Below are 26,328 nucleotides of genomic sequence, written 5' to 3' on the forward strand. Positions count from 1 at the left end.
GTTGGGGGTGAACCTCAGTCCTTGACGATCTTGCGCGGCCTGCCGAAATCGTCGATCGCCACGTACGTAAGGCTGGCCTCGGTGACCTTGATGTAGCGGCCCTGGGCCCGGAAGCGCTCGGCGTAGACCTCGACCTGCACGGTGATGGAGGTAGTGCCTATGCGGGTGAGGCTGGAGAAAAACGAGAGGATGTCGCCCACGCGCACCGGCTGCTTGAAGATGAACTGGTTGACCGCCACCGTGGCCATTCGGCCGTCGACGTGGCGGGCCGGCACCACGGAGCCGGCCAGGTCGACCTGGGCCATGACCCAGCCGCCGAAGATGTCGCCGTTGGCGTTGCAGTCGGCCGGCATGGGGATGACCTTGAGCACCAGCTCCTTGTCGGTGGGCAACTGGACGTTCAGGGCGTCCTCGGCGTGAATGTCCGTATGGGTGCTTGATTCGGTAGACATAGGCACAATCTGAAAATAGTTATTACAACAACCCTCACGATTGTCCCTCATGCGCTCCCGAGCTTCCGATTCTTCCCTTGCCCTGCCCGCGGCTGCTGCGGTGCCCGGCGCCGGCAAGGCGCCGGCGCCCCAGCGCTCCGACCTGGACACCCTCAAACGCCTTTTCCCCTACCTGTGGGATTACAAATGGCGCGTGCTGGCCGCGCTCAGCTTCATGGTGGGCGCCAAGCTGGCCAACGTGGGCGTGCCGCTGCTGCTGAAAAACCTGGTCGACGCCATGAATTTCAAGCCGGGCAACGTGCAGGCCGTGCTGGTGGTGCCGGTGGCGCTGCTGCTGGCCTACGGCCTGCTGCGCCTGTCGACCACGCTGTTCACCGAGCTGCGCGAGCTGGTCTTCGCCAAGGCCACCGAGGGCGCGGCGCGGCGGATTTCGCTGGAGGTGTTCCGCCACCTGCACGCGCTCAGCCTGCGCTTTCACCTGGAGCGGCAGACCGGCGGCATGACGCGCGACATCGAGCGCGGCACGCGCGGCGTGCATTCGCTGATCTCGTATTCGCTCTACAGCATCATCCCGACGCTGATCGAGGTGACACTGGTGCTGACCCTGCTGGCCGTCAAGTTCGACGTCTGGTTTGCCGGCATCACCGGCATCGCGCTGGTGTTCTACATCTTCTTCACCGTCACGGTGACCGAATGGCGCACGCAGTTCCGCAAGACCATGAACGAGCTGGACTCGTCGGCCCACAGCCGCGCCATCGACTCGCTGCTGAACTATGAAACCGTCAAGTACTTCAACAACGAAGAGTTCGAGGCCGCCCGCTACGACGAGAACCTGCTGCGCTACCGGCGCGCCGCCATCAAGAGCCAGAACACGCTGAGCCTGCTCAATGCCGGGCAGCAACTGATCATCGCCATCGGCCTGGTGGCCATGCTGTGGCGCGCCACGCAGGGCGTGGTCGACGGCCGCATGACGCTGGGCGACCTGGTCATGGTCAACGCCTTCATGATCCAGCTCTACATCCCGCTGGGTTTCCTGGGCGTGATCTACCGCGAGATCAAGCAAAGCCTGACCGACCTCGACAAGATGTTCGTGCTGATGGAAAAAGAGCGCGAAATCGCCGACGTGCCGGGCGCGCAAGCCCTGGTCATCACCGGTTCGCCGGCGGTGCGTTTTGAAAACGTGAACTTCGCCTACGACCCGGCGCGCCCCATCCTGCACAACGTGAGCTTTGAAATCCCGCCAGGCAAGACCGTGGCAGTGGTGGGCTCCTCGGGCGCGGGCAAGTCCACGCTGGCGCGCCTGCTCTACCGCTTTTACGACGTGCAGCAGGGCCGCATCACGATCGGCGGGCAGGACATCAAGCAGGTCACGCAGTCCAGCGTGCGCCAGGCCATCGGCATCGTGCCGCAGGACACCGTGCTGTTCAACGACACGGTCGAATACAACATCGCCTACGGCAAGCCGGGCGCCACCCATGAAGAAGTCGAGGAGGCCGCGCGCTCGGCCCGCATCCACGGCTTCATCGCGTCGACGCCGCTGGGCTACCAGACCATGGTGGGCGAGCGCGGCCTCAAGCTCTCGGGCGGCGAAAAGCAGCGTGTGGCGATCGCCCGCACCTTACTGAAGAACCCGCCGGTGGTGATTTTTGACGAGGCCACCTCGGCGCTGGACTCGGCCAACGAGCGCGCCATCCAGACCGAGCTGCGCGCCGCCGCGCAGAACAAGACCACGCTGGTGATCGCGCACCGGCTGTCCACCGTGGTCGATGCGCACGAGATCCTGGTGATGGACGGCGGGCGCATCGTCGAGCGCGGCACGCATGCGCAGCTGCTTGAGACCGAAGGCGCTTACGCGCGCATGTGGGCGCTGCAGCAGAGTTCATCCGAGGCCTGAAGCGGCCGGCCGCGAGCGCGTTTGTATTTCTGAGGACATTTCGAAGGCGGTATTTGGACTGCATGCCCCTTCATTGCTTGCCATGGGATTCCCCGTAGGTCGAAATGCTTCACAGGCTCGCATAATCAGCACCATGGAAACCAAATGGCTGGAAGATTTCGTCAGTCTCGCTGAAACCCGCAGTTTCAGCCGTTCTGCCCAACTGCGCCACGTGACACAGCCGGCGTTCTCGCGGCGCATCCAGGCGCTGGAAGCTTGGGCCGGCACCGACCTGGTCGACCGCAGCTCCTACCCTACGCGCCTGACACCCGCCGGCGAAACGCTGTACAGCCAGTCGCTGGAGATGCTGCAGGGCCTGCAGTCCACCCGCGCCATGCTGCGCGGCCACACCTCGGCCGGGCAGGACGTCATCGAATTCGCCGTGCCGCACACGCTGGCCTTCACCTTTTTCCCTGCCTGGGTCAGCAGCCTGCGCGAGAAGTTCGGGCCCATCAAAAGCCGGCTGATCGCGCTCAATGTGCACGACGCCGTGCTGCGGCTGGTCGAAGGCAGCTGCGACCTGCTGATCGCCTACCACCATGATTCCCAGCCTTTCCAGCTGGACCCGGACCGCTATGAAATGGTGTCGCTGGGCCAGGAAGTGCTGGCGCCTTTTGTGCGGGCCACCGCCGACGGCGAACCCGAGTACAGCCTGCCGGGGCGCGCCGGCCAGCCCTTGCCCTACCTGGGCTACGCGCCCGGCGCCTACCTGGGCCGCATGGTGGACATGATCCTCAAGCAGTCCAGCACGGCTATCCACCTGGACCGTGTCTATGAAACCGACATGGCCGAAGGCCTCAAGGCCATGGCGCTCGAAGGCCACGGCATCGCGTTCCTGCCGCTCAGCGCCGTCAAAAAAGAGCTGCGGGCCAAAAAGCTCGTCAGCGCCGGCGGCAACCTGGAAATGACCATGGACGTGCGCGTCTACCGCGAACGGCCCACCTCCAGGGACGCCGCCAAAAGCCATGCCCAGGCCCTGTGGAGCTACCTGCAGGCGCAGGCCGGCGGCAAGGAAAAAACCGCCGCACGCGCAGGCACTGCATCGGCCGCACGCTAGGCGCGCGCCGGTCCGACTAGTAGTAACCCTGAGTGGTTATAAGAAAAATGCATGGAAGATCGTTGAAACAGCATTGGTGTTTTTAAACCCGCAAACTTACAGTTCGGGACGTTCAAAAGCTGATAACGGCTGCTGGCACAAAGACTGCTTACACCTATCGTATAGTTCCGGACTTCTCATGCGTGCACCACTTTGGAAAACCCCAGGCATTGCCACAGCTCCCGCGGGTTCACCACCAATCACCCTCCACGCAGTCCCCTTCCCCCCGTTTTAGAGGCCGGGTAAACCTAGGCCAGTCCCCGGGTACCATCTCTCTAGAATAGTTTGCTAACCGTTTCATTCATTACAGGAGATTCCATGAAACTCAAGCTCGTAGCTCTGTCCGTCGCCCTGCTCGCCTCCGGCGCCGCATTCGCCGACACCCTTTCCAAAGTCAAGGCTTCCGGCGTTGTCACCATGGGCGTTCGCGACTCCTCCGGCGCGCTCTCCTATACCCTGGGCGACGGCAAATACACCGGCTACCACGTCGAAATCTGCCAGCGCATCCTGGCCGGCCTCGAAAAAGCCGCCGAACGCAAGCTGGAAGTCAAATACCAGCCCGTGACCTCGCAAAACCGCATTCCCCTCGTGCAAAACGGCACGGTTGACATCGAATGCGGCTCCACCACCAACAACGCGACCCGCCAGAAGGATGTGGCTTTCGTCGTGACCACCTTCGTGGAAGAAGTACGCATCGCCGTGAAGGCCAATTCCGGCATCACCTCGGTGGCCCAGCTCAACGGCAAGACCGTGGCGACCACCACCGGCACCACTTCCGTGCAGACGCTGCGCAAGAACAAGCGCGCCACCGGCGTCGAGTTCAAGGAAATCTTCGGCAAGGACCACTCTGACAGCTTCCTGCTGCTCGAGTCGGGCCGCGCCGATGCGTTCGTGATGGACGGCTCCATCCTGGCCGGCAACATCGCCACCGCCAAGAAGCCTTCCGACTTCAAGATCGTCGGTGAAGTGCTGAGCGTCGAGCCCATCGCCATCATGATCCGCAAGGACGACCCCCTGCTCAAGCGCCTGGCCGACGACACGGTCAAGAGCATGATCAAGTCGGGCGAGATGAACAAGCTGTGGACCAAGTGGTTCCTGTCGCCTATTCCTCCGAAGAACACCAAGGTCGGCCTGGCTCTCAGCGCCAGCACCAAGGCCGCCTGGGACAACCCGAACGACAAGCCCATGGAAGAGTACGCACAGAAGTAATTCTGGGCAGGTAAATTGAACAACCCCGCCGGTCGCCTTGCACTGGCGGGGTTTCTCGTTTACCGTCGCAGGGAAAACAACATAACAACCATTTGCTGGAGCCGTGATGACTTGGGATTGGCAGGTATTTCTGAATGACGATGGTAGCGGTCGAACCTACCTGCAGTGGATGTTTGATGCGTGGGGCTGGACGCTGTCCGTGGCCGGCGCATCCTGGGTGATCGCCATGCTGTTCGGCGCGCTCGTCGGCACGCTGCGCACCTTGCCCAACAGCCCCTGGCTTGTGCGTTTGGCCAATGCCTGGGTCGAGTTGTTCCGCAACGTGCCCTTGCTGGTCCAGATTTTCATCTGGTACTTTGTGATTCCCAAAATTTTCCCCGCCATGAAGGACCTGCCCAGCTTCATCCTGGTGGTGTTCGCGCTGGGGTTCTTCACGTCGGCGCGGATTGCCGAGCAGGTCAGGGCGGGCGTCCAGGCGCTGCCGCGCGGCCAGCGCTATGCCGGCATGGCCATGGGGTTCACGACCTTCCAGACCTACCGCTACGTGATTTTGCCGATGGCCTTTCGCATCATCATTCCGCCGCTTACCAGCGAGTCGATGAACCTCTTGAAGAATTCTTCCGTCGCTTTTGCGGTGTCCATCGCCGAGCTCACCATGTTCGCCATGCAGGCGCAGGAAGAGACGTCGCGCGGCATTGAGATCTACCTGGCGGTGACGGTGTTGTATGCCGTCTCGGCCTTCGCGGTCAACCGGGTCATGGCTTTTGTCGAGAAGCGGGTGCAAATCCCCGGCTTTGTCGTCGCCGGCGCAACGGGCGGAGGACACTGACATGTTTGGTCTCGACATGACTTTTCTGAACTGGGACATCATTTCCAAGTTCGTGATCAAGGGCTTTATCTTCAGCGTGCAGCTGACCATCATCGCCACCATAGGAGGCATCATCTTCGGCACCGTGCTGGCCCTGATGCGCCTTTCGGGCAAGCGCTTCCTGACGGTTCCCGCGACCATTTACGTCAACGGCATGCGTTCCGTGCCGCTGGTCATGGTGATCCTGTGGTTCTTCCTGCTGGTGCCGGCGTCGTTTTACACGACCTTCGGCAACTGGGGCGCCAATTACCGCGCCGAGATCTCGGCCATCATCACCTTCGTCGCCTTCGAGGCCGCTTACTTCAGCGAAATCATGCGCGCGGGCATCCAGTCCATCTCGCGCGGCCAGGTCAATGCCGGGCGCGCCCTGGGCATGAGCTATGCGCAGAACATGAAGCTGATCATCCTGCCGCAGGCCTTCCGCAACATGGTGCCTATCCTGCTGACGCAGACCATCATCCTGTTCCAGGACACCTCGCTGGTCTACGCCATCGGCGCCTACGACCTGCTCAAGGGCTTCAGCACGGCAGGCAAGATCTACGGCCGTCCTGAAGAGGCCTACCTGCTGGCCGCCGTGGTTTATTTCGTGATCTGCTTCGGGCTGTCCTTCATGGTCAAGCGCCTGAACAACAGAATCGCCATCATTCGCTGAGCGCGCTTCGCACCAAGCAGGCAAACCTCAAAGAGCACACTGGAGAAGAAGATGATTGAGTTGAAAGAAGTTTCCAAATGGTACGGCGACGTGCAGGTTCTCAACAGCTGCACCACGAGTATCAAAAAAGGTGAAGTGGTCGTGGTCTGCGGGCCTTCGGGCTCGGGCAAGTCCACCCTGATCAAGACCATCAACGCGCTGGAGCCCTTCCAGAAGGGCCAGATATTCGTCGACGGCAAGGCCGTGCACGACCCCAAGACCGACCTGCCCAAGCTGCGCAGCCGCGTCGGCATGGTGTTCCAGAATTTCGAGCTGTTCCCGCACCTGAGCGTCACCGAGAACCTGACGCTGGCGCAGGTCAAGGTGCTGAACCGCAAGCCCGACGAAGCCAAGAAGCACGGCCTGAAGTACCTGGACCGCGTGGGCCTGATGGCGCACAAGGACAAATTCCCCGGCCAGCTTTCGGGCGGCCAGCAACAACGCGTGGCGATTGCCCGGGCGCTCAGTATGGACCCGATCGCCATGCTGTTTGACGAACCCACCTCAGCGCTCGACCCCGAAATGGTCGGCGAAGTGCTGGACTGCATGATGGGCCTGGCCGTTGAAGGCATGACCATGATGGTCGTGACCCATGAAATGGGATTTGCCCGCAAGGTCGGCAGCCGCGTGATTTTTATGGACGTGGGCGGCAAAATCCTGGAAGATTGCTCAAAAGACGAGTTCTTCAACCATCCAGAGAACCGCCAGGCGCGCACCAAGGACTTCCTCAACAAGATCCTGTCCCACTGATGCACTGAAAGCCGAAAAGGTCAACGCAACTGCAATAAAGAAGAAGAAACAAAAAAGCCCCGCATTGCGGGGCTTTTTTTTATGGCCGGCCTTTTTATTCACCGGCCACCAGGCACCTGGCTCTTGCTGCCCTTACTTCTTGCGCGCGGCGATGGCCTTCTCGGCGTTGCCCACCAGGCCGGCGCCGATCTGGTTCTTCCATTTGTCGTAGACCGGGCGGGTGACTTTCACAAAGGCTTCGCGTTCCTGCGGGCTGAGCTGGGTGATGGTCACGCCCTGCGCGGCAATCTCCTTGAGCAGGGGGCGGTCGGCTTCGGCCAGGCCTTTGCGGGCAATCGCGATTTCCTGCTTGCCGGCGTCGATGGCGGCCTGCTTGACGATGGCGCGGTCGGCTTCGGTCCACGAGGCCCAGATATCCTTGTTGACCACGAAGATCAGCGGATCCGACACATAGCCCCACATCGTGACGTGCTTTTGCGCCACGGTGTGCAGCTTGGCGGCGGTGTAGATGGCCATCGGGTTTTCCTGGCCGTCGACGGCGCCGGTCGCCAGCGCCGGCTGCGCGTCGGCCCAGCTCATCTGCGTCGGGTTGGCGCCCAGGGCGGTGAAGGTGTCCAGGAACAGCGGCGAGCCGACGACACGGATCTTCAGGCCTTTGAGGTCTTCCGGCTTCTTGATGGCCAGCTTGGAGTTGCTGATCTCGCGGTAGCCGTTCTCGCCCCAGGCCAGCGGTTGCACGCCGGCTTTTTCAACGATACGGAAGATTTCCTTGCCCACGTCGCCCTGGGTCAGCGCGTCCATGGCGGCGTAGTCGGGCATCAGGAAGGGCAGCGAGAAGAGGTTCAGCTCCTTGACCTGCGGCGACCAGTTGATGGTCGAGCCCACGGCCAGGTCGATCACGCCCTGGCGGATGGCGCTGAACTCGCGGGTCTGGTCGCCCTGGATCAGCGAGACGCCGGGATACAGCTTGATGTTGATTCGGCCCTGGGTGCGCTCGCGGACCAGGTTGGCCCAGATTTCACCGCCCTTGCCCCAGGGAAAAGCCGGGCCAAGCACCAGCGACATCTTGTACTCGGGCTTGTAGGTCTGTGCGCTTGCGGCGCCGGTGAATGCCAGCGCGGTCACGGCCAGCGCAAGGCCCACCACGGTTTTGACGGTCTTGAATTTCATGAAGCGAGTCTCCTTGGTATGAATGAAAGCGAAAGCGAGAGGGGAAGGATGGCGGGCGGGCTCAGTAGCCCAGCCTGCGCGGCAGCCACAGCGCCAGTTCGGGGAAGGCGATGACGGCCACCAGCACCATGAACATGGCGGCCAGCATCCACACCACCCAGCGCACGGTTTCTTCCATGCGCACGTTGGCGATGCGGCAGGACACCATCAGGTTGACGGCCAGCGGCGGCGTGAACTGGCCAAGCGCCACCTTGAGGGTGAGGATCACGCCGAACCAGACCAGGTCCCAGTTGTAGTGCTGGGCAATCGGCAGCAGCAGCGGCACGAAGATCAGGAAGATGGAAATGCCGTCGAGGAACATGCCCACCGTGATCAGCATCAGGATCAGCAGCGACAGGATGCCGTACTCGCCGAGGCCGGAGCCGACGATGGCGCGCGTGAGCGGGTCTATCACGCCCAGCGTGTTCAGCGAATAGGCGAAGATGCCGGCCAGCGACACCACCAGCAAAATCACCGCCGACAGCTCGCCCGATTCGCGCAGGATTTCATACAGGTCGCGGATGCGTATCGTGCGGTGGATCACCATGCCGACGAAGAGGCCGTAAAACACCGCCACCACGGCCGCCTCGGTGGGTGTGAACCAGCCGGCGCGCATGCCGCCCAGGATCAGCACCGGTGCCGCCAGGCCCCAGCTCGCATCGCGCAGGCTGGCCCAGAAAGGCGGGCGCGGCATGGCCGCTTCGAGCGCGCCCATTTTGTGTTTGCGCGACAGCCAGACGGCCGGCACGATCAGCGCGAGGCCGGCCAGGATGCCCGGGATCATGCCCGCCGCGAACAGCGCGGGCACCGAGGCGCCCGGCACCAGCACCGAGTACACGATGAAGGCCACCGAAGGCGGGATCAGGATGTCGGTCGCCGCCGCGGCGCCCACCACGCTCGCGGAAAACGAGGTCGGGTAGCCGGCGCGCGACATCGCCGTGATCATCACGCCACCCACGGCCGCCGCACAGGCCGGGCCCGAGCCCGAAATGCCGCCCAGGAACATGGACACTGCGATCGCCACCAGCGGCAGCATGCCCGGGCCGCGGCCCACGATGGCCACCGCGAAATTCACCAGCCGCAGCGCCACGCCCGAGCGGTCAAAGATGGAGCCGACCAGCACGAACATCGGGATCGCCAGCAGCGGGTATTTGCCCAGGCCGGCATAGAAGTTCTGCGGCACGGCCAGCAGTCCGAACCACTGCGCGTCCGAGTTGGCCAGCGCGATGGCCGCGGCCCCGGCCAGGCCCAGGGCCGCGCCTATGGGCACGCCCACCAGCATCAGGCCGATGAAGGCCGCGAACAGCAGGGTGGCGATCATGACTTGCGGCCCCGGCGGATGAACAGGCCCACCGCGCGCAGCGCCATGCCCAGCGACAGGATGGGCAGCCAGATGGAATACCACCACTGCGGAATGCCTATGCCCGGCGAGGTTTCGTTGTAGCGGTAGTCGTCCCACACCAGCCGGATGCTGAGCACGCCGATCAGCGTGAACAGCAGGGCCACCATGACGGCGCCGAAGCGCGCCAGGGTTTTGCGCCTGGCCATGGAGCCGCTTTCGGAGAAGTATTCGATGCGGATGTGGCGGTCGCGCGCCGCCGCGGCGGAACTGCCCACCAGCGCCAGCACGATCATCAGGAAGACCGAGAACTCCTCGGTCCAGGCGAAGGACTGGCTGGTGAAGTAACGCGCCAGCACGTTGGCGAAGGTGATCAGCGCCAGCGCGCCCATCACGAGGACGGTCAGCCAGTCCTCGATCTTGAGCGGTACGCGCGCGGGTTCGTCGGCTTCGTCCAGCGCAGGCATGGCTTCCGGCGAATGGCCGGGGGGAATCGGGGAGGGCATGGGGATAAGGCTTGGGTGGTGGAAACAGGGGCGATTATCGTGCCCGTATGGCCTCTTTACGGCTGCTGCGGGCGCAGCCGGGGGCTGGGATCGATGGTAAACGACCGCTTCCAGCCCCCGTATCCGGGGTTTCCATATGAATGCATACGAGTTGCCCAGGCCGGGCGGTGCGACAATTCAGGCCATGACTTCCGCCACCAGCACCCCCGCTTCGACCCCGACCCCTGTCCTGACGATCACCCGCCCCGACGACTGGCACCTGCACGTGCGCGACGGCGAGGCCCTGCACACCGTGGTGCCGCATGCGGCCGCGCAATTCGGCCGCGCCATCATCATGCCCAACCTGCGCCCACCCGTGACCACCGCCGCCCAGGCCGTGGCCTACCGCGAACGCATCCAGGCCGCCGTGCCGGCCGGTATGCAGTTCGAGCCGCTGATGACGCTGTACCTCACCGACAACCTGCCGCCCGATGAGATCGCCCGCGCCGAAGCCGCCGGCGTGGTCGCGGCCAAGTTGTACCCGGCCGGCGCCACCACCAACAGCGATGCCGGCGTGACGGATTTGCGCAAGACCTACAAAACGCTGGAAGCCATGCAGAAAGCCGGCATGCTGCTGCTGGTGCACGGCGAGGTGACCTCGTCCGACATCGACCTGTTCGACCGCGAGGCGGTCTTCATCGACACCCAGCTGATTCCGCTGCGCCGCGATTTCCCCGAACTGAAGATCGTCTTCGAGCACATCACCACCAAAGAAGCGGCGCATTACGTGCGCGACGCCGGCCGCTTCACCGGCGCCACCGTCACCGCCCATCACCTGCTCTACAACCGCAATGCGATTTTCACCGGCGGCATACGCCCCCACTATTACTGCCTGCCGGTGCTCAAGCGCGAAACCCACCGGCTCGCGCTGGTTGAAGCGGCCACCAGCGGCAACGCGCGCTTTTTCCTCGGCACCGACAGCGCGCCGCACCCGGCCCACCTCAAGGAGCATGCCACCGGCTGCGCGGGCTGCTACACCTCGCACGCCGCGATGGAACTCTATGCAGAGGCCTTTGACGCGGCCGGTGCGCTGGACAAGCTCGAAGCCTTCGCCAGCTTCAACGGCGCCGACTTCTACGGCCTGCCGCGCAACACCGGCAGCATCACGCTGAAGAAAGAAAGCTGGCGCCCGCCCGAGAGTTTTGCCTTTGGCGATGCCGAGCTCAAGCCCTTGCGCTCGGGCGAGAACCTGCCCTGGAAGCTGGAAACCCCAGAAAGCACATGATGGACCACAAGCCGCGCGTTGCCTTGCTCATAGACGCCGACAACTCGCCGGCTTCCAAGATCGACCTGATCCTCAATGAGCTGTCGACCTTCGGCGAGACCAGCATACGGCGCGCCTACGGCAACTGGAAAAAGAACGAGCTCAAGGGCTGGGAAGAGGTGCTGCACGAGCACGCCATCCGCCCCATGCAGCAGTTCGACTACACCAAGGGCAAGAACGCCAGCGACATGGCCATGGTGATAGACGCGCTGGAGTTGCTCTACACCGACCGGCCCGACGCCTTCGGCATCGTCTCCTCGGACGCCGATTTCACGCCGCTGGTCATGCACCTGCGCGCCAAGGGTGCGGCGGTCTACGGCTTCGGCGCGCAGAAAACGCCAGAGCCCTTCGTCAATGCCTGCTCCCGCTTCCTGTTCCTTGACAAGCTGCGCCCTATCGCCGTGGCCGACACTGCGGGCAGCGCGCACGGCGACAGCAGGGACGACGGCGAGGCCGTGTCCGCCGCACCGCTGCGGGCGACGCCGGCCCAGCTCAGGCAGGACGCCAAGCTCGTCATGCTGCTGCGCAACGCGGTGCAGGCCGCGGCCGACGACGAGGGCTGGGCGCGCGTGGGTGCGGTCGGCACCCAGATCGCCAACCAGGCGTCGTTCGACCACCGCAATTACGGCTACGCGACGCTGACCAAGCTGCTGGTGGCCACCCAGCTTTTCGACATCACCGATGAAGGCAAGTCCACGGTGATGGTGCACGACCGCAAGCAGCCCAAGCCGGCGAAAGCGTGACCGCCATGGGAAACCCGCCGCCACTGCCCCCCATCGACTGGAACCAGCCCTGGCTGCAAGCCTGGCGCGAGCCCGGCCAGCGCGCGGCCTGCGCGGTCACGGCGGGCGTGGCGCTGCACCAGGCCCTCAACGCCGTGCAGCCCGCGCCGGTCTGCTTCGCGCCGCAATGTACGCTGCCTTCGGGTGAGGCTTATGAAAGCTACATTGCCAGGACACGCCTGTGCCCCACGCGCGAGGGCGCGCACGACTTCTTCAACGGCCTGTGCTGGATGCGCTTTCCCCAGACGAAACGAAAACTCAACCAGCTGCAGGCCGCCGAGATAGACGCTGCGGGCGTGGCGCCGGTGCGCGGCCCGGTGCGTGACGCGCTCACGGTGTTCGATGAAAACGCCGCCTTCCTGTCGGCGCCGCAGCCGCTGTGGGACGCGCTGCTCGCGCGCGACTGGCACAGCCTCTTTATCACCCACAGGGCGCTGTGGCCGCAGGCGCAGCTCGTGCTGTTCGGCCACGCCCTGCTGGAGAAACTGCTGACGCCGCGCAAAGCCATCACGGCCCACGTCTACCTGGCGCAACCGCCCATGGGGACCATCGCGGAACTGGACGCCTGGGTGGCGGCCGACCTCAGCGCGGGCAAGCTCGCCAGCAAGCCCTTCGCGCCTTTGCCGGTGCTGGGCGTGCCCGGCTGGTGGCCGGAGAACGAGAACTTTTCCTTTTATGATGACTCCCTTGTATTCCGGGCGCCAAAGCTGTCATAAATAACAGATAAAAATCAGCGACTTGGGCGCGGGCACTGCTTGAACCGGGCCCGCGGGCCCTCATATCCTGCGCAAGGCGGGCTTTTTCACCGACCCCACGGAGAACCCATGAAACGTATTTTTCTGTTTATCTTGACCAACGTCGCCGTCGTGGCGGTGCTGGGCATCGTTGCCAGCCTGCTGGGCGTCAACCGCTATCTCACGCCCAACGGGCTCAACCTGGGCATGCTGCTCGGTTTTGCGCTCGTCATCGGCTTCGGCGGCGCCATCATCTCGCTGCTGATCAGCAAGCCCGTCGCCAAATGGAGCGCCGGCGTGCGCATCATCAACGACGCGCAGAATGCCGACGAAGCCTGGATCGTCGAGACCGTGCGCAAGCTGGCCGACAAGGCGCAGATCGGCATGCCCGAAGTCGGCATTTTTGAAGGCGCGCCCAACGCCTTTGCCACCGGCGCGTTCAAGAATTCGTCGCTGGTGGCCGTGTCCACCGGTTTGCTGCAAGGCATGACCCGCGAAGAAATCGAAGCCGTGCTCGGCCACGAGATCGCCCACGTCGCCAACGGCGACATGGTCACGATGACGCTGATCCAGGGCGTGATGAACACCTTCGTGGTGTTCCTCTCGCGCGTGATCGGCTACGCCGTCGACAGCTTTTTGCGCCGCGGCAGCGACAACAACTCCGGCCCCGGCATCGGTTACTACGTCAGCACCATCGTGCTGGACATCGTGCTCGGTTTTGCCGCGGCCATCGTCGTGGCCTGGTTCTCGCGCCAGCGCGAGTTCCGCGCCGACGCCGGCGCCGCGCAGCTGATGGGCCGGCGCCAGCCCATGATGAACGCGCTGGCCCGCCTGGGCGGCATGCAGCCGGGCGAGTTGCCCAAGGCGGTGGAAGCCATGGGCATTACCGGCAGCATCGGCAAGCTGTTTGCCACGCACCCGCCGATTGAAGAGCGCATCGCGGCATTGCAGAACAGCCAGGCTTGAGGAGAAACAAGGCGCCCCGCACAGGGCGCCTTTTTTTGCACGGAATTTCAGGGGAGCACAAACATGAAAAACTGGATCAGGCAGAACCGCGGTTTCCTGGTGGCGCTGCTGCTGTTCGGGCTGTTCCGCACCGCGGTCGCGGACTGGAACCCCATCCCTTCGGGCTCCATGCGGCCCAACCTGCTCGAAGGCGACGTGGTCTTCGTCAACCGGCTGGCATACAACGTCAAGATTCCGCTGACCGACACGGTGCTGGCGAAAACCGCCGACCCGCAGCGCGGCGATGTCGTCACCTTCTCTTCGCCGCTCGACGGCGTGCGCCTCATCAAGCGGCTGGTGGCCGTGCCGGGAGACGTGGTTGAAATGCGCGCCAAGGTGCTCACCATCAATGGGCAAGCGGCACGTTATGAGGCGCTGGACACAGTGCTGGAGCCGGCCGGCCCCGTGGGTGTGCTGGTGGCCACGCACATGAAGGAAACCACGGCTCAGGGCCAGCGCGAGATCCAGTGGCTGGCCGGCGTGACGGCCAAGGACAACTGGGGGCCGATGACGATTCCCCCGGACCAGTACCTGATGCTGGGCGACAACCGCGACAACAGCGCCGATTCGCGCTACATCGGCCTGGTGCCGCGCCAACTCCTGATAGGCCGCGCCGAGCGCATCCTGGTGTCGGCCGACATCCTCGAGAAATGGCAGCCGCGCTTTGAGCGCTTCGGCCGCTCTCTCTACTGATCCTTAGCCGGGTTGCGGGGCCGCAACGGCCTGGCGCGTGCGTTCCACCGCCCGGGCGACCTCGGCCGGGTCCATGCCGTACATGTCGGCAAACTGCTCCACCGTTTTTCCGCTGGCCTCAAATGCGCGCATCAGCGCTTCGCGTTTCGCGGTCTGCACTGCCAGGTCGGCAAAAGCCTCGTCGAGCAGGGCGTTGGCCGCTTCGTCCTGCGTGCGGGTGCGCTCGGCGTAGTCTTCGCGGCTCAGCCCCGAGGCTTCGATGGCCGCGACCAGGCGGGCGCGCACATGGGGGCGCAAATCCTCTTTGGAGCGTGCCTGGCGGCGCCGGAACACCTCCATGATGGCGTGGTGCACGTGCTCGGGCGCGACAGGCTCCACGGGCTCGCCCTGCAGGTTGCAGCGCGGGTGGCCCGCCGCCACGCATTCGAGGTAACGGGTAGAGCGCGCGTGCAGGCCCAGCGCGACCTTGAGTTCGTCGCGCTTGAAGGCCTCGGGGTTCTCTGCCAGCAGGTCCTGGAAGGCGCCCAGCTTGAGCGGCAGGAACTGCGCGCCGAACATTTTCGGGTAGAGCTCGAACAGCTTTTCCAGCACCGGATGGACTTCGCGCGTGCGTTGCTGCTGCTGCGGGCCGGCGGGACGGGGGCGCTGCGGGGCGCGGGGGCGCCGGGCGCGCGGGGGAGGTGTGGTGGTGTCGGTCATGGAGGTGGGGTGAAAAGGTGAATGCAGGGGTTTTCGGGCCGCTCAGCGCGGCCTGAACATGCGAAAGAGGTTGTCCGGGGTGACGGTGAAATAGTCGGCCGGGCCGCCGGCGCGAAGAATGGGCTGGGCGGCCGCCGTGTCGTAGATGCCGTCTTTCAGCAGATGCCTTGCAATGTACACGCCCACGACTTCGCCCAGTACCAGCCATGTGGGCACCGGCACGCCGTCGGCGCCTTGCAGCTGCAGGATCTGCGTCAGCCGGCACTCGAAAGACACCGGGCTTTCCAGCACGCGCGGCACGGCGATGCGCTGCGAAGCCACCGGCGTGAGGCCGGCCAGCTCGAACTCGTTGACCTCGGGCGGCACCATCGCGCAGGAGCGGTTCATGGCCTCGGCCAGCGGCCGCGTCGCCAGGTTCCAGCCGAATTCGCCGGTTTCGCGGATGTTGCGCAGGCTGTCCTTGGCGCCAATGCTGGCAAAACCGATGATGGGCGGCGTGTAGTTGAAGGCGTTGAAAAAACTGTAGGGCGCCAGGTTGAGCTGGCCTTTCGCGTCCCGCGAGGAGATCCAGCCTATGGGCCGGGGACCGACCATGGCGTTGAAGGGATCGTGCGGCAGGCCGTGGCCTTTCGCGGGCTCGTAGTAATGGAAATCTTCAGCGGCCATCGGGTTTCCTTGTGTCGTCATGCGGCCATCCGCTGCCGTTCGGTATCCTGCAGCACATTGCGCGCCAGCGCCTCGGCCACCTTGATGCCGTCCACGCCGGCCGACAGGATGCCGCCGGCGTAGCTGGCGCCTTCGCCGGCCGGGTAAAGGCCGCGCACATTGACGCTTTGCAGGTCCTCGCCCCGGCTGATCCGGATCGGCGAGGAAGTGCGCGTTTCCACGCCGGTCAGCACCGCGTCGTGCGTGTCAAAGCCCTTGATCTTTTTGCCGAACACCGGAAAAGCCTCGCGCATGGCTTCGATCGCATAGGCGGGCAGGGCCGACGACAGGTCGCCAATGGTGACGCCGGGTTTGTAGGAAGGGGTGATGCTGCCCAGTGCGGTCGAGGGCCGGCCCGCCACAAAGTCGCCCACCAGCTGCGCCGGCGCCTGGTAGTTGCTGCCGCCCAATACAAAAGCGTGCGACTCGAGCTGGCGCTGCAGTGCGATGCCGGCCAGCGCGTCGCCCGCCTCAAAGCCGGGGTAGTCGCGCGGGTCTATGCCCACCACGATGCCGGCATTGGCATTGCGCTCGTTGCGCGAGTACTGGCTCATGCCGTTGGTCACCACGCGGCCGGGCTCGGAGGTGGCGGCCACCACCGTGCCGCCGGGGCACATGCAGAAGCTGTAGACCGAGCGGCCGTTGCTCGCATGGTGCACCAGCTTGTATTCGGCCGCGCCCAGAGAGGGGTGGCCGGCATGGCGGCCCCAGCGCGCGCGGTCGATGATGCCCTGCGGGTGCTCGACCCGAAAGCCGATGGAAAAGGGCTTGGCCTCGATGTACACGCCGCGTTCGTACAGCATGGCGAAGGTGTCGCGTGAGCTGTGGCCCAGCGCCATCACCACCTGGTCGGCGCGCATCTCGTGGCTCTGGCCCGTGGCCTGGTCCAGCACCGTGAGGCCGCGCAGCTGCTTGCCTTCGGAACCGTCTTCGATGAGCACGTCGGTCACGCGCTGCTCGAAGCGGATTTCGCCGCCCAGCGCGACGATCTGCGCGCGCATGTTCTCGACCACCTTCACCAGCTTGAAGGTGCCTATGTGCGGGTGCGCTTCGAACAGGATGTCGGCGGGCGCGCCGGCCTTGACGAATTCGTTCATCACCTTGCGGCCCAGGTGGCGCGGGTCCTTGATCTGGCTGTAGAGCTTGCCGTCGGAAAAGGTGCCGGCGCCGCCTTCGCCGAACTGCACGTTGGACTCGGGGTTGAGCACGTTCTTGCGCCACAGGCCCCAGGTGTCGCGGGTGCGCTGGCGCACCGTCTTGCCGCGCTCCAGCACGATGGGCTTGAAACCCATTTGCGCCAGCAGCAGGGCCGCGAACATGCCGCAGGGGCCGAAACCGACGACGACCGGACGCAGCGGCAGGCCGGCGGGCGCATGGCCCACGCTGCGATACGCCATGTCCGGCGTCGGAAAAATATGCGGGTTGCCGGCGAATTGGGCCAGCAGCGCGCTTTCGCGGCCGGCATCGGCCAGCGTGACGTCGACGATGTAGACCTTGAGCAGCTCGGCCTTGCGCGCGTCGAAGCTGCGTTTGTGGATGTGGACGTTCTGCAGCTCGGCCGCGGCGACGCCCAGTGTCTGGGCGACCAGGGCGGGCAGGGCGTTTTCCGCATGGTCCAGCGGAAGTTTGAGTTCGGTCAGGCGAATCATGAAAAGAGGGGCTCGTGTTGATCAAGCAGCCTGCATTTTAAAGGGCGGCCCGCCTTTGGGGTTTGCTGGCGGATAATAGGCCCCGTGAAGCCTGCCAGACCGCCGCTGGTGCAATCTGGGAAACCAGGCACTGGAGGAACGTCCGGACTGCACAGGACAGCGTAGGAGGTAACACCTCTCCACCGTAAGGTGAGGATCAGAGCAACAGAGACGAGTCGGTTTTGGGGCAACCCCGGACCGGGTGAAACGGGCAATCTCTACGCGCAGCAATACCAAGTAGGCCAACGTTGATGTGGTTCCGCAGAGTTGGCGGGTAGGTAGCATTGAGCCGTGGGGGCGACCCCCGGCCCAGATTAATGGCGGTCACGCCGGGCTTTCTCCAAGGGGTCCGGCGCACAGAATCCGGCTTATCGGCGGGCTTCACACTTTATTCACGGCCTTGGCGGCCCTGCGCATCCACAACTGGAACGCCAGAAAACCCACGACCACGACATTGACCAGCAACACGCCCGCGTTGATGGCACCCGGCCGGTGCGCCAGGTGGGCCACCTCGAGCGGGATGTAGAGTGCGCCCGACAGCGCGCCCAGCCACTCGGCCCAGGTTTTTTCTTTCCACAGGCCCCAGGCTTCCACGAAACGCACGCTGATGTAGGCCAGTGCCACCGGCGCGAGCGTGCGCAGGTCGATCGCGCTCAGCAGGTCGGCGTAATGCAGCAGGAGGGTGGGATAGGGCAGCGCCGGGTCGAGGTGAAAACGCCACAGCAGCGCGACGGCCAGCCGGTGGATGTCGTGGTGCAGCAGTTGCAGCAGGCCGACACCGGCCGCCAGCGCGGCCAGGCCCTTGGCGGCTTCAAAAATGGCAATGGCGCGCAGGGCGCGCCGGCGGCCGGCGGGCTCAGGGCCGGCAGGGGCGATGTTGTCGGAAGGCATGTGGGCGCCGAAAGGGGGAAACCAGCCGGCGCCCTGGGGGCGACAGCCTTATTTCGAAGCGGCGACTGCGGGTGCCGGAGCGGCCGGGCTGCCGAAGTACTTCGTGTAGATCTTGTCGTAGGTGCCGTCGGTCTTGATGTCGGCCAGGCCCTTGTTGAGCTTTTCCTGCAACTCGGTGTTGCCCTTCTTCACGGCCAGGCCGTACTGCTCGGCCACGAAGCTGGCATCGCTGACGGTCTTGAAGTTCGCGCCGCTGTTGTTGTTGACGTAATGCACGACCACGCCGTTGTCGGCCACCACGGCGTCCACGCCGCCGGCTTCCAGTTCCTTCAGCGCCAGCGGCGTCGATTCAAAACGCTTGATGTTGGCGCTGTCCTTGCCTTGCAGCTTGGCCACCACTTCGTCGCCCGTGGTGCCGTTCTGTACGCCGACCTTGAGTTTCTTCAGGTCGTTGAACTTGCTGATTTTCGAATCCTTTTTCACCGCGATCAGTTGCTGCGCGTCGAAGTAAGGGGTGGAAAAATCCATGGTCTGCTTGCGCTCGGCCGTGATGGTGATGGCCGACACCAGCAGGTCGCGGTCGCCCTGGTTGAGCGTGTTGAAAATGCCTTCCCATGGCGTGTTCACGAATTTCACTTCAATGCCGGCTTTTTGCGCTACGGCCTGGACGACTTCGATGTCGAAGCCGACGATCTCGCCTTTTTCGTTCTGCGATTCAAACGGCGCATAGGCGGCGTCCGTGCCCACCAGGTACACCTTCGCGGCCGGCGCGGGTGCGGAGGCCGCAGGCGCCGGTGCGCTGGCGGCGGGTGCCGGGGGTTCCTGCTTGCCGCAGGCCGCCAGGACCAGGCCGGCCAGCAAAATGCCGGCGCTTTGAAGGAAATGTCGCGTCGTGATGGAAGACATGAAAACCTCGCTGAATGTTGAATAGGTGAGTTCAGGGACCCCGCGGGAAGGCGGGCTGGTGGCCCGGTTCCCGGCAGGTATGAGAAAAAAAGTATAAACCGTTGCCGCCAAAGGCATAGCAATTGGTGTGCCCGAGGAGACTGGATTCAGGATAAACGGCGCTGAACCGGCCGTCTGCCGTCAGATTTCGTCGATGCTGGTGGACAGGGCCGGCTGGGCCTGGGCGCCGGTTTCCAGGGAAAAGCGCTCGCGGGTGTTGATGTAAAAACTGGCGCCGAAGCGCGCGACGGGGAAGTAATTCTGCAGCCGCACCCGCCACTGCTCGGTGTCGATCAGGCCGTCCCGGGCGTGCAGCCAGTGCACCCGGCCTATGAATATCTGGCGGCTGGGGGTTTCAAGCAGCTCGTACAGCGTGCATTCAAAGGCTGCGGGCGCCTCCGCGATGCGCGGCGGCCGCACGTGGCGGGAGGGCGCCGTGGTGAGCCCGACCTCGGCCAGTTCGCTGACGTCGGCCGCAAAGCGCTCGCCGCAGCGGTGCATCTGCGCGGCCATGGCCTCGTCCGTCAGGTGGACCACAAATTCGCCGGTGCGCACGATGTTGGCCGCCGTGTGCTTGAGTTCGCCGTCCTGCAGGCGGTTGATGCTGACCATCACGATGGGCGGTTCCTCGCCCAGCATGTTGAACATGCTGAAAGGCGCGGCGTTCACGGTGCCGTCCTCGCTGAGCGTGGTGATCAGCGCAATCGGCCTGGGCACGATCAGGCTGGCCATGAGCTTGTAGCGCTGGTATTCGGTGATGGCGGAAAAATCGATGTCCATGGGGGCTTTGGGGGGGGGCGTATCGCTTGCGCGGGCGGCTCAGGCCAGGCCCAGCATCTGGGCCAGGCTTTTCTCGGCCTGGGGTTTGTCCAGGCAGATGCGGCGTTCCAGGTCGAGCAGGTGCTCGTTCATGACGCGCACCGCCTTGGCGGGCTCGCCGTTTTCCAGGTAGTCCACGATGCGCGCGTGTTCGTCATGCTCGCAGGCCGCGTTGCCGGGCGGCTCGTACAGGGCAACGATCAGCGAGCAGCGCGAAATCAGCTCATGCAGGTAGCGGTGCAGGATGGCGCTGCCCGAAAGCTCGGCCAGCCGCAGGTGAAACGAGCTCGCCAGCCGCGCCCAGGCCGGCTGGTCGGCGCGGTGCAGGGCGGAGTGCTCTTCGCGCAGTTGCTTGCGCAGCAGCGCGAGCTCGGCCTTGGTGATGCGCTGGGCCACCAGCGGCACGATGGCCGCCTCCAGCAGGCGGCGCGCTTCGAAAATCTGCCGGGTTTCCTCCGGCGTGGGCGCGGACACCACGGCGCCGCGGTTGGGCCGCAGGTCCACGATGTGGTCGTGGGCCAGCCGCTGCAGGACTTTGCGCACGGTGGCGCGGTTCACGGAAAACAGCTCGCACAGGGCCTGCTCGGGCAGCTTGGTGCCCGGGGCGATGCGCTGGTTCATCACGCTGTCGAACACCGAGTGGTAAATGCGGCTTTCGGTGTCCGTCAGCCCGGCCAGCAAAGGCACGGAGGCGCCGGCTTGCGCGGCAGGGGTGGCGAGGCGTTTGCGGGCAGTGGTCATGCGTGTGCCTGGGGGAAAAGCTCGTCCATGTGACGGCAAATGGCGCCCGGCGTGGTGAACCAGATGCGGCCTTCGTCGCGCGCGCGGGCGATGTGCTGTAGGGCCCGACGCAAATGGCGCAGGCGGTAGGGCTGGCCCACTATATACGGGTGCAGCGCAATGCCCATGACCAGGGGCTGGCCGGCCGACTGATCGAGCATTTCGTCGAAGTTGTCGATGATCATCTGCGCGAAGTCCTTGCCGTCCATCTGCCGCGTGATGATCATGGGAATGTCGTTGAGCTCCTGCGGGTAGGGGATGGACCACAGCGGGCCGCCGCGCGTGCGCTTGCGCACCGGCTGGTCGTCGTGGCACCAGTTGAGCGTGTATCGGTAGCCGGTCTCGGCCAGCAGGTGCGGCGTGGCCAGGCTCTCGGATATCCACGGCGACAGCCAGCCCGTGGGCGCCGTGCCGCTGCACTCGGCGATGCGGGCGCGGCACTGCGCCAGCAGTTCGCGCTCCTGCGGCTCGGCCATCCCGCCCTGCCGCTCGGCATTGGTGTGGCCGTGGCCTATCAGCTCGTCGCCGCGCGCCGCGAAAGCCGCGACCAGTTCGGGGCAGTGGTCGTACAGCGCGGTGTTGACCAGGGTGCCCGTGGGCAGGCCCAGCGCATCGAACAGCTCCAGGCAGCGCCACGCGCCCACCCGGTTGCCGTATTCGCGCCAAGCGTAATTGAGCACGTCGGGCTGCGCCGAGGCCGGGCCCAGGTTCGCGCCCAGGCCCTCGCCGAAGGCGAAGTGTTCCAGGTTGAAGCCCAGGTAGACCGCCAGGCGCCGCCCGCCCGGCCAGCTGTAGCCGGGGCGGGCGAGGATGCCCTGGTAGTCGAACAGGCCGTGGCCCGGCAGGGGCCGCGCCGCCATGCCGCCGTCGGGGGTGCGGCTCATGGAAGAGGCCTCCGGCCCGCATGCCGCGGACTGGTGCGGGTTGCCGCACGGTTTGTGTGCCTGCCTGTCCGGTTTGGGTGCGTGTGCATGAATTGCGGGAACGAATGCATGAAGTGATTTCCTGAGAGCAATTTTGGTGCCCAAAATGATATTCAGATTGTCAACAATACAAATGTTTGATTGTGATCAATACCTGGAAAGCTATGTGCACCCGATGGACGGCATGGCATGGACGCTGCTGCTCGATGAGCAGGCCGCCTGGCTCTCCAGCAAGGACAAACGGAAGCCTGGCTTGCTGCTGCGCGAGATTGCCGGCAGCGGCAGCGGCACTGGCATGGTGGCGGTGGGGCACGACGACCAGATGGCGGCGCTGGCCCTGTCGCTGGCCGACCATGCTTACGTGCTCGAGTCCGGGCGCGTGGCGGCCCAGGGCACGGCGCAGTCGCTGATGGCCGACGGTTCGCTGGTGCGCGCCTATCTGGGCGCGGAGGCCGTTCCGGTTTAGTGGGCCAGGCCCAGCCCGCGCACGCGGTCGATGTGGGCCAGCAGCGAACGCTTGGCCACCGGCCAGATGCGCGCGTCCACGTCGTCGTAGGCCGCCGCGACCCAGTCGTCGAGGGTGCCGTCCGGCTGGGCCTGCATCACGCCGATGATCTTGGCCTCGCGCTTGAGGCGATGCGCCTTGAGCCCGGCAATCGCGGCTTTGGCCTGGCCCAGCACATAGCCGTGCGCCGGTGCGATGAATTCAATGCCGTGCTCGTCGCAGGCGGCGCTGAGCGCATCCAGCGATTCAAGGTAGGCATTCATGTCGCCGTCCGGTGGGTCGATGACGGTGGTGCTGCCGTTGAGGATGTGGTCGCCGCTGAAGAGGAGGCCGTCTTCCAGCATCACCAGGCAGAGGTGGTTGGCGGCATGGCCCGGGGTGTGGATTACCTTGAGGGTATGGGTGACATCGCCGTCAGGCCCTTTACCTGTGAGCGTCAGCAACTCATGGTGCGTGAGTTCGCGGTCCGGCGTGAAGGCGCTGGCGCTACGCGCCGTGGGCGCGGAAGCCAGCCCCAGGATAGGCGGCGCCGCTCTGCACAGCGCCTGCAGCGGCTTTGCCCCGGGAGAGTGGTCGGGGTGCGAATGCGTGCACACAATCATGCGGATGTCGCCGCCCGCAGCATGCCAGAGGCGCTGCAGGTGCTCGTGGTCGTCCGGGCCCGGGTCGATGGCGATGTAGCCGCTGTCCGGGTCGCCGACGAGGTAGCTGTTGGTGCCCGGGCCGGTCATCACGCCGGGGTTGGGCGCGGTCAGGCGCATCAGGTTGCGCAGCAGCGCCACGGGCTGCGCGTTCTGCCAGTCCAGCGCGTGCACGATCTGCCCGTCGGGGCAGATCAGGGCCAGCTCGCCGTAAGGCGCTTCATGCTCCATGTAACGCGCCTCCTTGCCGGCCAGCAGCCCCGCGCGCGGGCAGGAGGTCCACAGCGGGACTTCGGATGCGCAGGCCGCCAGCACCGCGTCGACGCTGGCATGGTGCTGCAGCCGCTCCAGCGTGCGTATGGTCGGAAAGATGATGAAGAAGCCGCCCGCCTTGTGCCGCGCCAGCGCCTCGGCCGGGCGTACCCAGACCGGCTCGAACTGCTCGGCCTCGTCGGCCACCGGGCTTTGGCCCTCGGGCATGCGCGCCACCAGGAAGGGCACGTCGAAGCGCCGCGGCAGGTCGCGGTCGGTGATCCAGTGCGCCAGCACAAACACCTCGTCGCCCGCCAGCGTGAGGCCGCGTTCGCGGCACTGCGCGGCGAACGGTGCTTTGCGGTCCAGCGAGGCGATGTCGGCCGTGTTCACATGGCTGCCATCGGCATGGCGCGCCAGCAGCACGCCCAGCTCCTCAAAACTTTCACGGATCGCCGCGATGGCCTGCGTCAGGTGCAGATCGCTTTGCGTCGCCCGCCGCGTGGACTGGGCGTGCGCCCGCGCATCCGCCGCGTCGATGCCGCCGCCGGGGAAGACGTACGCGCCCGGTGCGAAGCTGGCCGCCATCGAGCGGCGGGTCATCAGCACTTCTATGCCTTGCGGGGTGTCGCGCAGCAGCAGTACTGTGGCGGCGGGGCGCAAGGGGGCTGGGTCGCGGTGGGGGTGGAGTTGTTGTGAGGGGCGGGGCATGTTTTGGATTATGGCTTTTGGGGCCGGGTCTTGCTCCAGCCTGCGTGCTCGCCCTTTGCATAGGCTTGCTGGCCGGGGTTGCCCGGCGGCAACTCACTTTTCTTTGCTTCGCCAAAGAAAAGTAAGCAAAAGAAAGGCGACCCTGGTTGCTGCGTCCCTCCGCTTCGCTGCGGGCAGCCTGCGGTGCTCGGTCCAGCCGGGGTCAAAAACAACTCGCCTGCGGCTCAAACAAGTTTTTGCCCTGATCCGTCTGGCCCCGCGCTCCTCGGCGCATCCACAAGGGGTGGGGACAGGAATACCGAACAGCCAAAAGCAAAAACCTGAATACTGAAAACCACAAGCCACGCCTGCCGGCGCAAGACCCCGCCAAACAGAACGACAGATAATCACTCCATGCGAATCCGATTCACCAAAATGCAAGGCGCGGGCAACGATTTCGTCATGCTCGACGAAACACGGGGCTCGCTGGGCCTCACTACCGCCCAATACCGCTTCCTGGCCGACCGCCACTTCGGCGTCGGCGCGGACCAGATCCTCACGGTGCGCCCGCCGACCGAAGAAGGCATCGATTTCGAATACGTGATCCACAACGCCGACGGCGGCGAGGTCGAGCAGTGCGGCAACGGCGCGCGCTGCTTTGTGCGTTTTGTGCGCGAGCAGGGGCTGACCAGCAAGGACGTCGTGAGGGTCAAGACCCTGAGCGGCATCATCGAGCCGCGCATGCAGGCCGACGGGCGCGTCACGGTGGACATGGGGGCGCCGGTGTTCGAGCAGGCGCTTGTCCCGTTTGACGCGGCCGGCCTTGTGCCCGTGCCCGAGGGTTCGTGGGAGAAGTGGCCGCTGGTGTTGCCGGGCCAGGCGCAGGCCGCGCCGATTTTTGTCGGCGCGCTGTCCATGGGCAACCCGCACGCGGTGCAGCTGGTGGCCGACGTGGACACCGCGCCGGTGCTGGAAACCGGCCCGCTGATCGAAAACCATGTGCGCTTTCCGCGCCGCGTGAATGCCGGCTTCATGCAGGTGGTCTCGCGCGGGAAGATTCGCCTGCGCGTCTACGAACGCGGCGTGGGCGAGACGCTGGCCTGCGGCACGGGCGCTTGCGCGGCGGTGGTGGCGGGCATACGCTGGGGCCTGCTCGATGCGCGGGTGGACGTGATCACACGCGGCGGACAGCTCACGATCGAATGGACGGGGCAGCTCGATGCGCCCGTCATGATGACCGGGCCCGCCACCACGGTGTTCGAGTCTGAAATCGAAATTCCCGACAGCCTTTGAGGCCACCCCCGTCCAGGCTCACTGCGTGTAGCCTGTTCCCCCCTTAAGGGGGCGGCGCCTGCGGTCTGGCAAAGCCAGTCCCGCGGCCCCCACTGGTTGCCCCTTTCTTCAAGCCAGCATGAGCCGCGGAACCGGCTTTGCCGGGCCGCAGGCGGGCGGCCCCCTCGGGGGGCAGGGAGTGACACAAAGTGCACGACCGTGGGGGCCTATTTCCCTACAATGCCAGCATGAACCCAACCGAACATCCCATCACCGAAGACGACATCGCCAACTTTCTGGCCAACACGCCCGACTTCTTCGAGCGCCACGCCGAGTTGCTGGCTTCGGTGCAGCTGTCCAGCGGCCACGGCAACCGCGCGGTCAGCCTGCAGGAGCGCCAGGCGCTCATGCTGCGTGAAAAGATCAAGGGCCTGGAAACGCGCATGGTCGAGATGATCCGCCACGGCCAGGACAACGTGGGCATTGCCGACAAGATGCAGCGCTGGACGCGCAAGCTGCTGCAGGCCGCGCAGGCGCGCGACCTGCCGGGCGCCGTGGTTGAGGGCATCACCACCGAATTCCTGATCCCCCAGGCGGCCATCAAGGTCTGGGACGTGAACGGCATTTTTTCGGACGAAAGCTTCGCCACCGGCGTGAGCGAGGACGCCAAGGCGTTTGCCTCCTCGCTGGGCGCGCCTTATTGCGGGGTCAACTCGGCCTTTGAGGCCGCCGGCTGGCTGCCCGAACCGGCCGTGGCGCTCTCGATCGCGATGATCCCCTTGCGCACTTCCCCCGGCGCCGAGGCCTCCGGCCTGCTGGTGCTGGCTTCGCCCGACCCCGAGCGCTTTCACAGCGGCATGGGCACCGACTTCCTGGAGCGCCTGGGCGAACTGGCCAGCGCCGCGCTGACGCGCCTGCGGCCCCAGCCGGCGGCCGCCGAATAAACCC

At 65.1% G+C, this 26,328-nt stretch carries 27 protein-coding genes and 1 other RNA gene; 15 read left to right on the plus strand and 13 right to left on the minus strand.

Annotated elements, in window-relative coordinates:
• Positions 1 to 14: 14 nt before the first annotated feature.
• Positions 15 to 452, minus strand: coding sequence for an acyl-CoA thioesterase (locus ACLV74_RS03205; protein ID WP_411877925.1), 438 nt, complete (start codon positions 450 to 452; stop codon positions 15 to 17).
• A 49-nt stretch (positions 453 to 501) separates the two neighbouring features.
• On the opposite strand from ACLV74_RS03205, the gene ACLV74_RS03210 reads away from it, so the two are divergent.
• From ACLV74_RS03210 to ACLV74_RS03235, 6 genes are all read left to right on the plus strand, one after another.
• Positions 502 to 2,346 (plus strand): ABCB family ABC transporter ATP-binding protein/permease, encoded by a 1,845-nt coding sequence (locus ACLV74_RS03210; protein ID WP_411877926.1) that lies wholly within the window; start codon positions 502 to 504, stop codon positions 2,344 to 2,346.
• A gap of 133 nt (positions 2,347 to 2,479) precedes the next feature.
• A complete protein-coding gene (locus ACLV74_RS03215) occupies positions 2,480 to 3,442 on the plus strand; it encodes a LysR substrate-binding domain-containing protein (RefSeq protein ID WP_411877927.1) in 963 nt (320 codons plus the stop codon).
• 357 nt (positions 3,443 to 3,799) lie between these two features.
• The gene (locus ACLV74_RS03220) at positions 3,800 to 4,690 is read left to right on the plus strand and encodes a transporter substrate-binding domain-containing protein (protein ID WP_411877928.1); all 891 of its coding nucleotides are present in this window, start codon (positions 3,800 to 3,802) and stop codon (positions 4,688 to 4,690) included.
• 106 nt (positions 4,691 to 4,796) lie between these two features.
• Positions 4,797 to 5,519 (plus strand): amino acid ABC transporter permease, encoded by a 723-nt coding sequence (locus ACLV74_RS03225; RefSeq protein ID WP_411877929.1) that lies wholly within the window; start codon positions 4,797 to 4,799, stop codon positions 5,517 to 5,519.
• Between the two features lies 1 nt (position 5,520).
• Positions 5,521 to 6,210, plus strand: a complete 690-nt coding sequence (locus ACLV74_RS03230) for an amino acid ABC transporter permease (RefSeq protein ID WP_411877930.1) — start codon at positions 5,521 to 5,523, stop codon at positions 6,208 to 6,210.
• 51 nt (positions 6,211 to 6,261) lie between these two features.
• Entirely contained in the window at positions 6,262 to 6,999 is a 738-nt protein-coding gene (locus tag ACLV74_RS03235; protein ID WP_411877931.1) for an amino acid ABC transporter ATP-binding protein, read from the plus strand.
• Between the two features lie 132 nt (positions 7,000 to 7,131).
• On the opposite strand, the gene ACLV74_RS03240 is transcribed toward ACLV74_RS03235, so the two are convergent.
• From ACLV74_RS03240 to ACLV74_RS03250, 3 genes are all read right to left on the minus strand, one after another.
• Positions 7,132 to 8,169, minus strand: a complete 1,038-nt coding sequence (locus tag ACLV74_RS03240; RefSeq protein ID WP_411877932.1) for a DctP family TRAP transporter solute-binding subunit — start codon at positions 8,167 to 8,169, stop codon at positions 7,132 to 7,134.
• 61 nt (positions 8,170 to 8,230) lie between these two features.
• Positions 8,231 to 9,529 carry a TRAP transporter large permease gene (locus ACLV74_RS03245; RefSeq protein WP_411877933.1) on the minus strand — a complete coding sequence of 433 codons (1,299 nt, stop codon included), beginning with the start codon at positions 9,527 to 9,529 and terminating at the stop codon, positions 8,231 to 8,233.
• A complete protein-coding gene (locus tag ACLV74_RS03250) occupies positions 9,526 to 10,053 on the minus strand; it encodes a TRAP transporter small permease (protein WP_411877934.1) in 528 nt (175 codons plus the stop codon). Before ACLV74_RS03250 ends, ACLV74_RS03245 begins: the two co-directional genes overlap by 4 nt.
• 184 nt (positions 10,054 to 10,237) lie before the next feature.
• Here ACLV74_RS03250 and pyrC point away from each other — a divergent pair, with 184 nt between their 5' ends.
• The 5 genes from pyrC (at position 10,238) to lepB (ending at position 14,570) form a co-directional block, all read left to right on the plus strand.
• Complete coding sequence (pyrC, locus tag ACLV74_RS03255) at positions 10,238 to 11,317, plus strand: dihydroorotase (RefSeq protein ID WP_411877935.1); 1,080 nt, start codon at positions 10,238 to 10,240, stop codon at positions 11,315 to 11,317.
• Positions 11,317 to 12,099, plus strand: a complete 783-nt coding sequence (locus ACLV74_RS03260) for an NYN domain-containing protein (protein WP_411878043.1) — start codon at positions 11,317 to 11,319, stop codon at positions 12,097 to 12,099. Before pyrC ends, ACLV74_RS03260 begins: the two co-directional genes overlap by 1 nt.
• A 5-nt stretch (positions 12,100 to 12,104) precedes the next feature.
• Positions 12,105 to 12,854: a DUF3025 domain-containing protein gene (locus ACLV74_RS03265; protein WP_411877936.1), complete on the plus strand. Its 750-nt coding sequence runs from the start codon at positions 12,105 to 12,107 to the stop codon at positions 12,852 to 12,854.
• Positions 12,855 to 12,962: 108 nt separating this feature from the next.
• On the plus strand, positions 12,963 to 13,838 hold the full coding sequence (gene htpX, locus ACLV74_RS03270) for a protease HtpX (RefSeq protein ID WP_411877937.1): 876 nt from the start codon (positions 12,963 to 12,965) through the stop codon (positions 13,836 to 13,838).
• Positions 13,839 to 13,901: 63 nt separating this feature from the next.
• Positions 13,902 to 14,570, plus strand: coding sequence for a signal peptidase I (gene lepB / locus ACLV74_RS03275; RefSeq protein WP_411877938.1), 669 nt, complete (start codon positions 13,902 to 13,904; stop codon positions 14,568 to 14,570).
• 3 nt (positions 14,571 to 14,573) lie between these two features.
• Here lepB and ACLV74_RS03280 read toward each other — a convergent pair whose 3' ends face one another.
• From ACLV74_RS03280 to ACLV74_RS03290, 3 genes are read right to left on the minus strand one after another with little or no spacing between them, the layout of a single operon-like run.
• Positions 14,574 to 15,269 (minus strand): ProQ/FINO family protein, encoded by a 696-nt coding sequence (locus ACLV74_RS03280; RefSeq protein ID WP_411877939.1) that lies wholly within the window; start codon positions 15,267 to 15,269, stop codon positions 14,574 to 14,576.
• Positions 15,270 to 15,311: 42 nt separating this feature from the next.
• Positions 15,312 to 15,956 carry a flavin reductase family protein gene (locus tag ACLV74_RS03285; RefSeq protein ID WP_411877940.1) on the minus strand — a complete coding sequence of 215 codons (645 nt, stop codon included), beginning with the start codon at positions 15,954 to 15,956 and terminating at the stop codon, positions 15,312 to 15,314.
• The gene (locus tag ACLV74_RS03290; RefSeq protein ID WP_411877941.1) at positions 15,953 to 17,623 is read right to left on the minus strand and encodes an NAD(P)/FAD-dependent oxidoreductase; all 1,671 of its coding nucleotides are present in this window, start codon (positions 17,621 to 17,623) and stop codon (positions 15,953 to 15,955) included. The genes ACLV74_RS03285 and ACLV74_RS03290 overlap by 4 nt, the downstream gene beginning before the upstream one ends.
• An 86-nt stretch (positions 17,624 to 17,709) precedes the next feature.
• On the opposite strand from ACLV74_RS03290, the gene rnpB reads away from it, so the two are divergent.
• An RNA gene (gene rnpB / locus ACLV74_RS03295) (RNase P RNA component class A) lies at positions 17,710 to 18,049 on the plus strand.
• Here the strand turns inward: rnpB and ACLV74_RS03300 are convergent.
• From ACLV74_RS03300 to ACLV74_RS03320, 5 genes are all read right to left on the minus strand, one after another.
• Complete coding sequence (locus ACLV74_RS03300; RefSeq protein ID WP_411877942.1) at positions 18,044 to 18,553, minus strand: DUF2127 domain-containing protein; 510 nt, start codon at positions 18,551 to 18,553, stop codon at positions 18,044 to 18,046. The genes rnpB and ACLV74_RS03300 overlap by 6 nt on opposite strands.
• Positions 18,554 to 18,601: 48 nt before the next feature.
• Positions 18,602 to 19,459 carry a basic amino acid ABC transporter substrate-binding protein gene (locus tag ACLV74_RS03305; RefSeq protein WP_411877943.1) on the minus strand — a complete coding sequence of 286 codons (858 nt, stop codon included), beginning with the start codon at positions 19,457 to 19,459 and terminating at the stop codon, positions 18,602 to 18,604.
• 180 nt (positions 19,460 to 19,639) lie between these two features.
• The gene (locus ACLV74_RS03310) at positions 19,640 to 20,278 is read right to left on the minus strand and encodes a flavin reductase family protein (RefSeq protein ID WP_411877944.1); all 639 of its coding nucleotides are present in this window, start codon (positions 20,276 to 20,278) and stop codon (positions 19,640 to 19,642) included.
• Between the two features lie 39 nt (positions 20,279 to 20,317).
• Complete coding sequence (locus ACLV74_RS03315; RefSeq protein WP_411877945.1) at positions 20,318 to 21,058, minus strand: GntR family transcriptional regulator; 741 nt, start codon at positions 21,056 to 21,058, stop codon at positions 20,318 to 20,320.
• Positions 21,055 to 21,981 (minus strand): polysaccharide deacetylase family protein, encoded by a 927-nt coding sequence (locus ACLV74_RS03320; RefSeq protein ID WP_411877946.1) that lies wholly within the window; start codon positions 21,979 to 21,981, stop codon positions 21,055 to 21,057. Before ACLV74_RS03320 ends, ACLV74_RS03315 begins: the two co-directional genes overlap by 4 nt.
• A gap of 172 nt (positions 21,982 to 22,153) precedes the next feature.
• Between ACLV74_RS03320 and ACLV74_RS03325 the strand changes: the two genes are divergently transcribed.
• Positions 22,154 to 22,486 carry a hypothetical protein gene (locus tag ACLV74_RS03325; RefSeq protein ID WP_411877947.1) on the plus strand — a complete coding sequence of 111 codons (333 nt, stop codon included), beginning with the start codon at positions 22,154 to 22,156 and terminating at the stop codon, positions 22,484 to 22,486.
• Here the strand turns inward: ACLV74_RS03325 and ACLV74_RS03330 are convergent.
• On the minus strand, positions 22,483 to 24,129 hold the full coding sequence (locus ACLV74_RS03330; RefSeq protein ID WP_411877948.1) for an MBL fold metallo-hydrolase: 1,647 nt from the start codon (positions 24,127 to 24,129) through the stop codon (positions 22,483 to 22,485). The two genes, ACLV74_RS03325 and ACLV74_RS03330, sit on opposite strands and share 4 nt — an antisense overlap.
• Before the next feature lie 393 nt (positions 24,130 to 24,522).
• Here ACLV74_RS03330 and dapF point away from each other — a divergent pair, with 393 nt between their 5' ends.
• Both dapF and ACLV74_RS03340 read left to right on the plus strand, forming a co-directional pair.
• Positions 24,523 to 25,401, plus strand: a complete 879-nt coding sequence (gene dapF, locus ACLV74_RS03335) for a diaminopimelate epimerase (RefSeq protein WP_411877949.1) — start codon at positions 24,523 to 24,525, stop codon at positions 25,399 to 25,401.
• Positions 25,402 to 25,628: 227 nt separating this feature from the next.
• On the plus strand, positions 25,629 to 26,324 hold the full coding sequence (locus tag ACLV74_RS03340) for a DUF484 family protein (RefSeq protein ID WP_411877950.1): 696 nt from the start codon (positions 25,629 to 25,631) through the stop codon (positions 26,322 to 26,324).
• Positions 26,325 to 26,328 lie beyond the last annotated feature (4 nt).

It is taken from the genome of Polaromonas sp. YR568, from assembly GCF_943369415.1.
Taxonomy (GTDB): domain Bacteria; phylum Pseudomonadota; class Gammaproteobacteria; order Burkholderiales; family Burkholderiaceae_C; genus Polaromonas.